Annotated in this window: 9 protein-coding genes; 5 read left to right on the top strand and 4 right to left on the bottom strand. The window is 51.7% G+C overall.

Features of this window, described 5'->3' with window-relative positions; all coding sequences use genetic code 11:
- Positions 1-4 precede the first annotated feature (4 nt).
- Both KDD30_RS08685 and KDD30_RS08680 read right to left on the bottom strand, forming a co-directional pair.
- A complete protein-coding gene (locus KDD30_RS08685; protein ID WP_211645443.1) occupies positions 5-1,528 on the bottom strand; it encodes a sodium:solute symporter in 1,524 nt (507 codons plus the stop codon).
- Positions 1,528-1,764, bottom strand: coding sequence for a hypothetical protein (locus KDD30_RS08680; protein ID WP_211645442.1), 237 nt, complete (start codon positions 1,762-1,764; stop codon positions 1,528-1,530). Before KDD30_RS08680 ends, KDD30_RS08685 begins: the two co-directional genes overlap by 1 nt.
- A gap of 161 nt (positions 1,765-1,925) precedes the next feature.
- On the opposite strand from KDD30_RS08680, the gene KDD30_RS08675 reads away from it, so the two are divergent.
- Positions 1,926-2,834, top strand: a complete 909-nt coding sequence (locus tag KDD30_RS08675; protein WP_211645441.1) for a LysR family transcriptional regulator — start codon at positions 1,926-1,928, stop codon at positions 2,832-2,834.
- Positions 2,835-3,032: 198 nt separating this feature from the next.
- On the opposite strand, the gene KDD30_RS08670 is transcribed toward KDD30_RS08675, so the two are convergent.
- Together KDD30_RS08670 and elyC are read right to left on the bottom strand one after the other, a co-directional pair.
- Positions 3,033-4,421, bottom strand: a complete 1,389-nt coding sequence (locus tag KDD30_RS08670) for an L-cystine transporter (protein WP_211645440.1) — start codon at positions 4,419-4,421, stop codon at positions 3,033-3,035.
- Positions 4,422-4,685: 264 nt separating this feature from the next.
- Complete coding sequence (gene elyC / locus KDD30_RS08665; RefSeq protein WP_211645439.1) at positions 4,686-5,498, bottom strand: envelope biogenesis factor ElyC; 813 nt, start codon at positions 5,496-5,498, stop codon at positions 4,686-4,688.
- 117 nt (positions 5,499-5,615) lie between these two features.
- Here elyC and cmoM point away from each other — a divergent pair, with 117 nt between their 5' ends.
- The 4 genes from cmoM to mukB are packed head-to-tail and all read left to right on the top strand — an operon-like array spanning position 5,616 to position 13,006.
- Entirely contained in the window at positions 5,616-6,410 is a 795-nt protein-coding gene (gene cmoM / locus KDD30_RS08660) for a tRNA uridine 5-oxyacetic acid(34) methyltransferase CmoM (RefSeq protein WP_211645438.1), read from the top strand.
- A 56-nt stretch (positions 6,411-6,466) separates the two neighbouring features.
- Positions 6,467-7,795 (top strand): chromosome partition protein MukF, encoded by a 1,329-nt coding sequence (gene mukF / locus KDD30_RS08655; RefSeq protein WP_211645437.1) that lies wholly within the window; start codon positions 6,467-6,469, stop codon positions 7,793-7,795.
- Positions 7,776-8,504: a chromosome partition protein MukE gene (gene mukE, locus KDD30_RS08650; RefSeq protein ID WP_211645436.1), complete on the top strand. Its 729-nt coding sequence runs from the start codon at positions 7,776-7,778 to the stop codon at positions 8,502-8,504. The genes mukF and mukE overlap by 20 nt, the downstream gene beginning before the upstream one ends.
- The gene (mukB, locus tag KDD30_RS08645; RefSeq protein ID WP_305800648.1) at positions 8,501-13,006 is read left to right on the top strand and encodes a chromosome partition protein MukB; all 4,506 of its coding nucleotides are present in this window, start codon (positions 8,501-8,503) and stop codon (positions 13,004-13,006) included. The genes mukE and mukB overlap by 4 nt, the downstream gene beginning before the upstream one ends.
- Positions 13,007-13,088: the final 82 nt, after the last annotated feature.

Here is a 13,088-nt window from a genome sequence, read left to right as displayed (position 1 = left end):
ATCCTTACTTTTGGGGGACGATATGATCGCTGACCTCATCGTCAGTCGAGACGTTGTCGGTCATATACGCGGCATACATATTGTGATACTGGGCCACTGAGTCTTGCGAGACAGGTTGTGTTTTTTGACTGATCACCACAGTAACGATGACATTGATGATCAGTCCGAACAGCCCATGCCCGACAATGAAGTTCAACCCGAGTAAGGCTGAAATCCCCATGGCTGATGCGCCTGTGATTAACCCCCAGAATGCACCCGCTTCAGAAATCGATCTGAAATACAGTATGCCCAGTGCACTTGGCACAATTTGCAAGCCAAGACCAAACCCGAGTGAAGCAATTGGGATCAAAAACCCGGCGCCGCCCGGTGTTAATGCGAGCACGAAAACCAGAAGCGTGAGTGCGATCACCGCAAGCTTTGTGACTCTAACTGTATTGATAGACGTCATGGGGGATTTGCGCAGCGAGTTCACAATATCTTCTGCGACGATACTCGCAGAAGAGAGCAATTGGCTATTGATGGTGGAAATGGCTGCTGCAAGGATACCTGCCACAACAAAAGCGCCGAGCACCGGTAAATGTGCGGAGAAGAACTGCGGTAGAATGGTGTCACTTGTTGCAGCGGTTACCCCAGGCACGACACCAGGGATCATCGCGGCCGTGCCAACAACTAATGGAATGATTGCCATCATCCATGAGTTCCAGAATGGGGTCATGGCGGCCACTTTACCCAGTACTTCGGCTGAAGAGGCTGAGTAGTATTTTTGCCACATATGCGGTAGCACCCAGGCACCAAAACCCAGTCCTAACCACAGTTCAATCATCTTGAGAGGGTTGCCGCCTGTGACCATTTTCTCAGGGCTATGCGCCAATGCTTTCTCAAACAATGCGAATCCACCGGCCTTGTCGGCTGCATAAAAGGCGGTGAAGATTAAAATTGAGGCGAAGAACAAACCCATGAACGAATCGGTCCATGCCGTCCCTTTAAATCCTGCCCAGAGCACAATGACACCGACCATCAAAGAAGTCACAGTCACGCCGATCACATAAGGCACCATACCGTCAGTCAGAGACTCCAGCGCTTGCGCGCCACCGCTAATCTGGATCAGCATGACGGGCACAAGCGCAAGAATCCCCACAATCGCGACAGCGATTCTCAGCCGCTTACTCGAGTAGTAGTGCTGAAACATTTGTCCGGGGGTGAAAAAACCAAATTTCTTACCAGCGAGCCAGATCCGAGTCCCAAATAACCAGACAAAAATGCCATGAAAGATGGTCCAAACAGCAAAGGATGAGAACCAGACACCGCTGCGATAGTAGGTTCCAAAAGCACCGAGTAAAGTCCAGGTCGAGAAGTAGGTTGCTCCCATCGAGAGAAGCAGGACGACGGTGCCCATGCTTCGGCCACCAATCACATAGCTTTCAGTCGAAGTTCCCGTTTCCGGCGCATTTTTCTTTGCGAAATATGCAACCACGGTAAACGCCACCAAGAACGAGAATAAGATCCCAAGTGTGATGTCATGATTCATTATTCGATCCTCACGATTGGTTTGTCGGCAAGCTTTTTCATCAGAGGTTTAAAGTAAAGGGGATAGATAGCGATCGCGCAGACAGTCAGTACGACATTGCAAAGCAGAATGAGAAAAAGTGGCTCTGGAATCCCGGCAACCAGTACGGGCTGATCAAAGTAACCTAAATACGGGAGTGTGGTGAGAAACAGGAAGAACACGACAGTAAACCACAGTATTTTCCTTTTGGTTTTCATCAATAAGCATCCTTTTCATTTGAGTTGGTTCAATCTTAGTGGAGGCTGTGCGTTTCTAATATCAGTAAGATTTTCACGCTGTGTTGCAATAATTAGAACACTCGACCAAGATAGTGCGTGATGTGTTTCATCATGAACAAGGAAGTAGAAAGGGGGGATTCATGGAAATGACAACAATGAAATACTTCGTTGTGTTAGCAGAAACCCAGTCACTGAGAGAAGCATCAAGATTGCTGCATATCAGTGCATCAGCACTCAGTCGCCAGATAAAAAATTTTGAGCACTATTTTCGTACGCCGCTTTTCGAGAGGAGAGCGAATGGTATGTTTCTGACAGAACAGGGAAAAGTCGTCGAAAAACATGTGCGTCGGACAATTCGAGAGATAGAGTTGGCCAAGTCTGAAATCGACAAGTTACAAAACCTGCTCACGGGGAACATTCAACTGGCAACGATTGAAGGGGTCGTTGAGTCTTGGGTTATGCCCCCGATGGAGGCGTTTGCCAGGAAGTATCCTGAGGTGAGTTTTGGAATCAATATCTCAGGGAGCCAAGAGAGCTATTCGAGCGTCCGAAACGATCACGCTGATATTGGTATTGCGATGCAGCCTGATGATTGCAGTGGTATTGATATTGTCAAAAGTGTCGAGACGCCAATCGTGATTGTCGCCCGTCAGTCGCATCCCTTCGTCCGCCAACCGAATTTGCTGCTGAAAGATATCGTAAAGCAGCCTTTCGTCGCGCTAAGCCATCGGTTTCAAACCACGCAACTCTTCCACCAATGTTTGCAAGAGCAAGGGCTTGAGTTTGAACCTAAGTTAGAGATGAGCCAGATTAGTTATATCAAGGATTACGTTCAGTCCTCTGACTATTTATCTGTGCTGCCCAAATACTCGGTCGTTAACGAAGTGAACGAAGGAGAGCTTTGCATACTGGATATGAGCGAACTACCGACATGTAAAACGATTATCTTTGTTCGTAAAAATCGAACGCTCACGCATGCAGCCGTCCATTTTATCAATCAGCTATGCGATAAAGTGACGCTTGATTCATTGCAGTTTGCAAGGCAGTGACCCGTATCCTGAGCTTTACAGACCATTTGGTAAAATGCCGACAAGACTTTTGGCCTTCAGGTATTGAGCATGGGTCGGTTGAGTCTGTTTGGACATGTTCGGAGGCGAGGCTGAATGCGAGGGTGTTTCCGCGTGGTGCAGAAAACAATCAGCCCGGTACTCGACCGGGCTGATGCATGAGAAATGAAGAGAAGGGCGTTATGCGTTTGCACGCTCACCGCTGATTTCTTCATCTTCGTCGAAGATGCGTTGATCCGCCTGACCTAACACACGGGCGGTGATGGTGCCTGCCGTCATGGAACCACTCACGTTGACTGCAGTACGGCCCATATCAATCAGCGGCTCGATGGAAATCAGCAGACCTGCCAGAGCAACTGGCATATCCAGTGCAGACAGCACAATGATTGCAGCGAAAGTCGCACCGCCACCCACACCGGCAATTCCGAATGAACTGACAGTCACAATGGCAATCAGAGTCAGAATAAAGCCTGGATCCAGCGGGTCAATACCGATCGTTGGCGCAATCATCACAGCCAGCATGGCAGGATACAGACCGGCACAACCGTTCTGGCCCATGGTCGCACCAAAAGATGCTGAGAAGTTCGAGACCGCTTCACCGTTACCCAGTTTCTTCACCTGAGTTTCAATGTTCAGTGGCAGGGTGCCTGCACTTGAACGGGAAGTGAAAGCAAAGGTCAGGACCGGCAGAATCTTCTTCAGGAAACGAACCGGATTCACGCCAATGCCAGCAACCAGCAGCAGGTGCATGACCAGAATCAGTCCCAGACCCACATAAGAAGCAACAACAAAGTTCAGCAGGTTCAGGATATCGCCATAGTTCGATCCGGCCACGACTTTGGTCATCAGAGCCAGAACGCCGTAAGGGGTCAGGGCCAGAACCATGCGAACCAAAGTCCGGACGACTTCCTGAGCCACATTGACGAAGGTTTCCAGACTCTTACCCAATTCAGGCTGGGTACGAATCACAGTCAGACTCGCAATCCCGACAAAAGCAGAGAAAATCACAACGGCAATGGTCGAGGTTGGACGACTGCCTGCCAGATCGGCAAACGGATTCCCCGGGAAGAAAGAAATAATCATGTCAGCCAGTGACAGGGTTTCCACGGTCGCCAGACGGTTTTGCAGGGCTTCTCCGCGGGCAATTTCGCGCGCACCCTGAACAATCCCTTCGGCAGTCAGACCAAACATGTTGCTGACCAGAATACCAATCAGTGCAGACACTGCGGTCGTTGCCAGCAGAATTCCGATGCTCAGACCGGCAATTTTACCCAGAGATCCAGCGTTTTTAACTTTCACGATGGCGGCAATAATAGACACCATGATCAGTGGCATCACGATCATCTTCAGCAGGCTGACATAGCCAGAACCCACAATGCCGACATATTTCAGGGTGGCGGCAACGGCTTCGTTCCCCTCGCCATAGAAGAACTGCAGCGCGGCACCAAAGGCAACCCCCAGTCCGAGACCCGTAAAGACGCGTTTGGACAGTGACTGATCAGATTGTTGCTGTTTCACCAGCAGGGCGATAAGCAACGCAAAAATCGCCAGATTCACGATTAGATACATACTTCTCTCTGTTTCAAAAGTGTGCAGCCCGAAGGTTATGTTGCAAAAGGCTGTCTTGACGAAAAGGTTTTCCGCATCATAGGGATTCAGTCGACCGGAAGGAATGGTTACTCATAACTTTAACTATTCAAAAATGTCACATGATAAAACTAAATAGAATATGGATTGGATTTGTCGTCAGATTGGCTGAATTGTGTACGAATTGAAGGGGCAGCCGGAAGATTTCCGGCTGTGACTGAAAGGTCGTGTATGTGAAATAGGCGGTCAGGCTGCGTCGGCTTTGGTATCCGGCTGAACCACATTGACCGGTGCAGCACTGTCTGCCATATCCCGCAGGTGCTGCCACCAGCGTCCGAGGGTTTCGTGCCAGAAGCGTTCAGTCTGTTCCAGGTACTGGGCTTTGGGGGCATATTTCAGCCAGGGCTGATGGATTTCATCGCTGGCGAGAAAGTTCGTCGGTGCAGGGACTGGATTGAGCCCGGCTTGTTTGAATTCTGTAAGCGCCCGCGGCATGTGGCTGGCTGAGGTCACCAAGACCAGATTCCGTTTCCCGACCACAGATGCCGCCTGAAACGCTTCTTCCCAGGTGTCTTTGGCAGTTTCCAGCAGTAGGATGTCCAGTTTGTTCACCCCCAGTGCGATGGCGACTTTGGCCATCATCCGGGCCTGGCTGATCTCCGTGCCACCGTCGTATCCGGACAGAATGATTCGCGAGCCGGGAGACAGGTTATGAATTCGGATCGCCTCTGCCAGACGCATCAGCGAAGCGCGGGACAGTTCAGAGGTGATGGGCAGATCTTTGTCAACAACATGGCTGTTGCCAAGGACCATGATGTAATCGACCGGTTTTCCGGTGTGGATGTAACCTTTATAGCCGCGTTCCAGCGGGCTGAGTAACGCGGTGGAAACCGGTTGAAAAGCGACCAGGAAAATACCCAGTAAAGAAAGTGTCAGCAGCCATGAAGCCAGTTTCTGTCGGCGGGTAAACCAGAGTATCAGCAGTCCCAGCAAGCCAATCAACAGTAGGGATGGCAGGGGCATCAGAAACGCCGACAAGATTTTTTTCAGTTCAAACATATCAGGTCGTCCGAAATTTCAGCAATTGAGCTTGAAAACACGCTCCAAGCCTTTATTCCTCTAAAGCTTGTGACACAATAAGCATCTGACAAGAACGCTATCATAACGAAAACTGACGTGATCAGAGATCGAAATTTTGATGATTTAGCCCAAAAGTTCTCAGAAAACATCTACGGTACAGCAAAAGGGCTGATCCGTCAGACTGTCGTATGGCAAGATTTGGAGCAGATTTTACACACCCTTGACGCCAATCAGGCCGGTCCGGGCGCATCATTGCGCGTGCTGGATGCTGGCGGTGGGATGGGACAGTTGTCCCAATTGATTGCGCGGCTGGGGCATCAGATCACTTTATGTGATCTTTCTGGAGAAATGCTCAAGCTGGCCCGAGAGGAAATTGCCAAAAACGGCTTGCTTGAGCAATATCGTCTGGTCCATTGTCCGGTTCAGCAGGTGGATGAACATCTGGAGGAGCCGGTCGACTTAGTGCTGTTTCATGCGGTCATGGAATGGCTGACCGACCCTCGGGCGGCACTGGAATTGCTGATGCAGCAGGTAAAACCGGGCGGGATCATCTCTGTCATGTTTTATAACCATAATGGCCTGCTGTTTAAAAATCTGATTTGCGGTAATCTGACCCACGTTGAACAGGGGATGCCTCACCGCAAACGATTCAAGCTTCAGCCACAGTCGGCGCAAAAGCCGGAAGAGGTGTATGCCTGGCTCACGGAAGGCGGCTTTCAGATCCTGGGAAAAACGGGTGTACGGACTTTCCATGACTACATGCGAACCAGCCGGGTTGGCGAATTCAGCCTCGAACAATTGCTGGCGATGGAACAAGGTATCTGTCGTCAGGAACCGTATTTATCTTTAGGGCGCTACATTCACGTTTACGCCCAAAAGCCGTTGCAGTAAACAGCAGGCCCGCATAGCCTGTTGCGTGCAATAAATCTAACAAATAAGGACAACGGATGAGTGACCAATCCCAGACCGTTCCTGAGCTGGTGACTTGGGTGAAACAGCATGAATTCGCCCTTAACCTGCCCACGGAACGGCTGGCATTTTTGTTGGCGATTGCTGTATTGAGTGGTGAACGCCTGGATGAAGAACTGGGGGAAGGCGAGCTGGTCGATGCGTTTAAAATCGTCAGCGACCTGTTTGAACAGTCGAAAGACACCCTGGTTTTTCGGGCAAACAATGCAATTAACGAGCTGGTCAGGCAACGCCTGATTTCCCGCTTTACCAGTGAACTGACCGAAGGGGCCAGTATTTACCGCTTGAGTCCGCTGGCACTTGGTATTGCAGATTACTATTCCCGTCACCGTGAGTTTTCGTCGATGAAGCTGTCGATTCAACTGGCGATGGTGGCGGATGAGCTCAACAAAGCTGCCGTGGCTGCCCATGAAGGGGGCGACGAACAGCACTGGAAATTGCATGTTTACGCGGTCCTGAAATATTCAGTGGCCGAAATTTTTGATCGGATTGATCTGAACCAGCGCACCATGGATGAACAGCAGCAGCAGGTCAAGCAAGACATCGCTGAACTGCTGAATCAGGACTGGCGCGCCGCCATTACCAACTGTGAAAGCCTGCTGAACGAAACATCCAGTACCTTAAGGGAATTGCAGGATACCTTGCAGGCGGCAGGCGATCAGCTGCAAACCCAATTATTGTCTATTCAGGAAGCTGTGGGTTCAGAGTCTGAACTGGCGCTGGATTATATTGATGGCATGGTGTATTCCCTCCAGGCCAAACTCGATCGGATTGTGAACTGGGGCCAGCAGGCGATTGATCTGTGGATTGGCTACGACCGTCACGTCCATAAATTTATCCGGACCGCCATTGACATGGACAAGAACCGCGCTTTCAGTCAGCGGTTACGTCAGTCGGTGGCTGAGTTCTTTGATGCCCCGTGGCAGCTGACCTACGCCGATGCGGAGCGTCTGCTGGATATGCGGGATGAGGAACTGGTCCTGCGGGATGATGAAGTGACCGGTATCGTGCCGGATCAGGTGGAATTTGAAGAACTGAGTCTGGTGAATGATCAGCTCAGTGAACAGATTGCCGCAATGCTGGATACCCATAAATCGCAAGGCGCCGCCATTCAACTCGGCACGCTGATGCGGGATTATCTTGCACAACATCCACATGCACAACATTTTGATTTAGCTCGTATTATTGTCGATCAGGCCGTGAGACTGGGATATTCCGAGTCAGACTTCACTGCAATCCAGCCTGACTGGGAAATGATCAACGACTACGGAGCCAAGGTACAAGCCAATGTCATTGACACCTATTGAAGAATTTATGCCAGAGAATCTGGCCAAAGCCATTGCCAATCCGTTGTTTCCGGCACTGGACAACGCGCTTCGTTCTGGCCGTCACGTGTCCAGTGAAGATCTGGACAACCATGCTTTCCTGCTGGAATTTGAGCAGGATCTGATGCTGTTCTACAAGCGTTACAACGCTGAACTGGTTCGCGCGCCGGAAGGCTTCTTTTACCTGCGCCCGCGCTCGACGTCTCTGATTGGTCGCTCTGTCTTGTCGGAACTGGATATGCTGGTGGGGAAAGTCTTGTGTTTCCTGTATCTCAGCCCTGAACGTCTGGCCCATGAAGGCATTTTTACCAATCAGGAACTCTTCGACGAACTGCTGGCGCTGGCAGACGAGAAAAAGCTGATGAAACTGGTCACGAACCGGGCATCCGGCTCGGATCTCGACCGTGAAAAACTGTTCGATAAAGTGAAAACCTCACTGCGCCGGATGCGTCGTCTGGGCATGGTGATCATGCTGGGTGATACCGGAAAATTTCGGATCAGCGAAGCGGTGTTCCGTTTTGGTGCCGATGTGCGGACCAGCGATGATATTCGGGAAGCACAATTGAAACTGATCCGCGATGGTGAAGCCGTTGTTCATCAGCAGCCACCGACACAATCCAGCCTGATTGATAATCTGGCTGACGATGCGTCTGAACATGAAGAAGAAACAGCGCAGGAGGAACAAGCCTGATGGAGCGCGGTAAGTATCAGTCTCTCACCATGGTGAACTGGAACGGCTTCTTTGCCCGGACCTTTGATATCGACCAGCTGGTGACGACGCTTTCTGGTGGTAATGGTGCCGGTAAATCAACCACCATGGCCGCATTTATTACGTCGCTGATCCCGGATCAGAGCCTGCTGCATTTCCGAAATACCACGGAAGCGGGCAGTTCGGCAGCATCGCGTGACAAAGGTCTGCACGGGAAACTCAAGCCGGGTGCCTGTTATTCCGCGCTGGATGTGGTGAACTCCAAGAATCAGCGGGTGATCTTTGCAGTGAAACTGCAGCAGGTTGCCGGACGTGATAAGAAAGTCGACATTAAACCTTTTCTGATTCAGGGCCTGCCAGCGGCAGTGAAGCCAACAGACATTCTGGTCGAAACCATTTCCGACAATCAGGCTCGGGTCCGTCAGTTGAATGACGTGAAAGAGACCGTGGCACAGTACGAAGGGGTGCAATTCAAAACCTTCAACTCGGTGACTGATTACCACACACAGATGTTTGAATTTGGTGTACTGCCGAAGAAACTGCGCAACAGCACCGATCGTTCTAAGTTCTACCGTTTGATTGAAGCCTCGTTATATGGCGGGATTTCCAGTGCGATCACCCGATCGCTGCGGGATTACCTGCTGCCGCATAACTCCGGGGTTAAAAAGGCTTTCCAGGATATGGAAGCAGCGCTGCGTGAAAACCGCATGACGCTGGAAGCGATTAAAGTGACACAAAATGACCGTGATCTCTTCAAGCACCTGATCACGGAAGCGACCAACTATGTTGCCGCGGACTATATGCGCCACGCCAACGAGCGCCGTGCCAAGCTGGAACAGACACTGACGCTCCGCAATGAATTGCTGGGTTCGCGCCAGACCCTGCTGGATCAGCAGCAGGTGTACAGCAATCTGTCGATGGAACTCGACGAGCTGAAAGAAAACGAAAGTGCACTGGAACAAGATCATCAGGCGGCATCTGATCACCTGCAACTGGTTCAGACGGCTGTGCGTCAGCAGGAGAAAATCGAGCGTTACCGGGATGACCTGCTGGAATTGACAGAACGCCTGGAAGAGCAGGTGATGATTGTCGAGGAAGCGGCGGAACAGCTCGCCATGGTTGAAGAACAGGCCATGCTGAGCGAAGAAGAAGTCGACAGCCTGAAATCACAGCTGGCGGATTACCAGCAGGCACTGGACTCCCAGCAAACCCGGGCACTGCAATATCAGCAGGCGGTTCAGGCGCTGGAAAAAGCGTGCGCGATCACAGGTGATGACACACTGGACAAAGACAATGCGCCTGAGCGTTTGTCGGATCTGAAACAACAGCAGGACACGCAAACCACGGCGTTGCTGGCCCTGAAGCATAAGCTGGATATGTCTGCAGCCGCTGCGCAGCAGTTTGAGAAAGGTTTGCAACTGGTGATCACCATTGCCGGTGCGGTCGACCGTGCCGTGGCGGGTGAGAAGGCACGTGAACTGCTGGCTACCGGTCGTGAAATGCGCATGATTGCCCAGCGCAGCGAACAGCTCAGTGCTCAGTATCGCGATCTGGAACGCAGCATGCGTCACCAGCGTCAGGCGCAGGAACTGGCAGAGACTTATGCCAAAAAATTTGCAGTGACTGTCGACAGCGAACTGGCACTGGCAGAAGAGCAGGCACGTCACGAAGCCACGCTCGACAGTCTGGAACTGAAGCAGTCTGAACTGGTCGACCAACGGGGTGAGCTGCGTCGTCAGGAGCAGCAACTGTCACAGGACATCACGGCCCTGGAAGCCAAGGCGCCGGCCTGGATTGCGGCCAGTGATGCACTGGAAAAACTGGCGGCTCAGTCTGAGCAGACGCTGTACGACAGTCAGGCTGTCATGACGGCCATGCATCAAACGCTGGAATCGGAGCGTGAAGCCATTCACACCCGTGACAAACTGGCGATACGCAAGCAGGACGTGGAGCAGGAAATTGAGCGCCTGGCGTTACCGGGTGGAAGTGATGACTCACGTCTGCGCGTCATCGCTGAAGTGCTGGGCGGCACCTTACTGTCTGAAATCTATGACGACATCACCCTTGATGATGCTCCGTATTTCAGTGCCATGTATGGTCCGGCCCGTCATGCCATTGTGGTGCAGGATCTGCAGGCTATCCGTGAAAAACTGCCGATGCTGGATGATTGCCCGGATGACCTGTACATCATTGAGGGTGACGCGGAGTCTTTTGATGACAGCAGCTTTGTGGTGGATGAACTGGAAGGTGCGGTTTGTGTTCAGTTAAACGAACAGCAACTGCGTTATTCACGTTTCCCGAAAGTCCCGTTGTTTGGCCGTGCTGCCCGTGAACAACGTCTGGAGATTCTGCGTGAATCTCGGGATCAGATTGTTGAAGATCATGCCAAAGCGTCGTTTGATGCGCAGAAGCTCCAACGTCTGTATCAAAGTTTTAATGCCTTCGTGGCAAGTCATCTGGCTGTTGCTTTTGAACCGGATCCGGAAGAAGCCATTCGTATCGCCCGGGAAAAGCGCAGTCAGGTTCAGCGTCAGCTGAATGATACAGAAGCGACTGAGCAACAGCAGCGCAGCCAGCTGACGGCTGCTCGTGAAGGCTTGTCGCTGTTATCCAAGCTGCAACCTGTGGTCAGTATACTGGAAGATGAGACGCTGGCCGCCCGTCTGGAAGAAGTTGAGCAGCAACTGAACCAGATTGATGACGCGCGTCAGTACCTGGATCGTTTCGGTAAAGCACTGGATGAGCTGGAAGGTCTGGTGTCGGCGCTGGATACAGACCCGGAGCGCTTCGATGCGATGCAGGCTGACTATCAGGCTGCAGATGAAGCCCTGCAAACGCTGAAAACGCAAATCTTTGCGCTGTCTGATCTGGTTGAACGTCGTCACCACTTTGGTTATGCCGATGCAGTGGAACTGCTCAGTAAGAGTTCAGAGCTGAACGAGCAACTCAAAGCCAAGCTGGAAGCTGCAGAACGTGAACGGACCCGTCAGCGTGAAAATCTGAAGCAGTCACAAACTCAGAATAATCAGTACAACCAGCTGCTGGCGTCTCTGAAAAGTTCGCATCAGGCCAAACTGGAAACGGTTCAGGAATTTGAGCGCGAACTGCAGGAACTTGGGGTTCGTGCCGATGCGGAAGCAGAAGAACGTGCCCGTTTACGCCGTGACGAGCTGCATGAGCGTTTACACAGTTCTCGCAATCGTCGCAGCGAGCTGGAAAAATCGACCACCTCGATTGACATGGAAATGCGCAATCTGGTGAAGCGTCTGCGTAAAGTCGAGAAGGATTACAAAGATCTGCGCACTCTGGTGGTCAATACCAAGGCGGGCTGGTGTGCCGTCTTGCGTCTGGCACGTGAAAGTGATGTCGAGCGCCGCCTGCATCGTCGCGAAATGGCCTATATGAGTGCCGATGAGCTCCGTTCTCTGTCGGATAAAGCCTTGGGTGCCCTGCGTTTGGCGGTATCGGGTAACGAGACCTTGCGAGATGCCTTGCGTCAGTCGGAAGATGTGTCCCGTCCGGAACGGAAAGTGCTCTTTTATATTGCCGTGTATCAGCATCTGCGTGAGCGGATCCGCCACGATATTATCCGCACCGATGATCCGGTGGAAGCCATTGAAGAAATGGAAGTGGAGCTGGCGCGCCTGACCGAAGAACTGACTGCCCGTGAAAAACGCCTGGCGATCAGTTCCGACAGTGTGGCGAACATCATCCGTAAAACGATTATGCGTGAGCAGAACCGAATCAAGATGCTGAACCAGGGACTGCAGAACATTGGCTTTGGTCAGGTCAGAGGCGTGCGCCTGAATGTGAACGTGCGTGAAACGCATGAAGCATTGCTCAGTGGTCTGTCTGAACAGCAGGATCAGCATCAGGATCTGTTTGGCAACAATCGCCTGACGTTCTCAGAAGCGATTGCCAAGTTGTTCCAGCGCCTGAACCCGCATATTGAGCTGGGTCAGCGTTCGCCGCAAACACTGGGCGAGGAATTGCTGGATTACCGGAACTACCTTGAGCTGAGTATTGAAGTTAACCGCGGGACGGATGGCTGGCTGCAGGCTGAATCCGGTGCACTGTCGACGGGTGAGGCAATTGGTACCGGTCAGGCAATCTTGCTGATGGTGGTGCAGAGCTGGGAAGAAGAAGCCCGACGCCTGCGTGGAAAAGATATTATTCCGTGCCGCCTGTTGTTCCTGGATGAGGCTGCGCGTCTGGATGCCAAGTCGATTGCGACGCTCTTTGAGCTGTGTGAACGTCTGGATATGCAGCTGCTGATTGCTGCGCCTGAAAACATCAGTCCAGAGCGAGGGACAACTTACAAACTGGTGCGGAAGATCTTCAAAGATCGCGAGCATGTGCATGTGGTGGGTCTGCGTGGTTTCGGTCAGGAGCCGAAATCATTACCGAATCCGGGGGCTGAGCAACTGGTACTGGGTGAAACTCTGGATACCGATGCTCAGGATACCGCAATCAACCCTGCCTGAACCATCTCATTGGATATGATTTGAAAAAACCAGCTTCGGCTGGTTTTTTTGATGCATCAATCTGCGAATTTTGTCTTACTTT

The sequence above is a fragment of the Photobacterium sp. GJ3 genome (genome assembly GCF_018199995.1).
In the GTDB taxonomy this organism is placed as follows: domain Bacteria; phylum Pseudomonadota; class Gammaproteobacteria; order Enterobacterales; family Vibrionaceae; genus Photobacterium.
This window is presented reverse-complemented; position numbering and strand designations above follow the sequence as displayed.

What these genes read in the sequence shown, in the direction of transcription:
- elyC (WP_211645439.1), bottom strand. Translation starts at nt 5,498, where the DNA reads ATGTTTGAACTGAAAAAAATCTTGTCGGCGTTTCTGATGCCCCTGCCA.
- KDD30_RS08670 (WP_211645440.1), bottom strand. Translation starts at nt 4,421, where the DNA reads ATGTATCTAATCGTGAATCTGGCGATTTTTGCGTTGCTTATCGCCCTG.
- mukF (WP_211645437.1), top strand. Translation starts at nt 6,467, where the DNA reads ATGAGTGACCAATCCCAGACCGTTCCTGAGCTGGTGACTTGGGTGAAA.
- KDD30_RS08680 (WP_211645442.1), bottom strand. Translation starts at nt 1,764, where the DNA reads ATGAAAACCAAAAGGAAAATACTGTGGTTTACTGTCGTGTTCTTCCTG.
- KDD30_RS08675 (WP_211645441.1), top strand. Translation starts at nt 1,926, where the DNA reads ATGGAAATGACAACAATGAAATACTTCGTTGTGTTAGCAGAAACCCAG.
- mukE (WP_211645436.1), top strand. Translation starts at nt 7,776, where the DNA reads ATGTCATTGACACCTATTGAAGAATTTATGCCAGAGAATCTGGCCAAA.
- KDD30_RS08685 (WP_211645443.1), bottom strand. Translation starts at nt 1,528, where the DNA reads ATGAATCATGACATCACACTTGGGATCTTATTCTCGTTCTTGGTGGCG.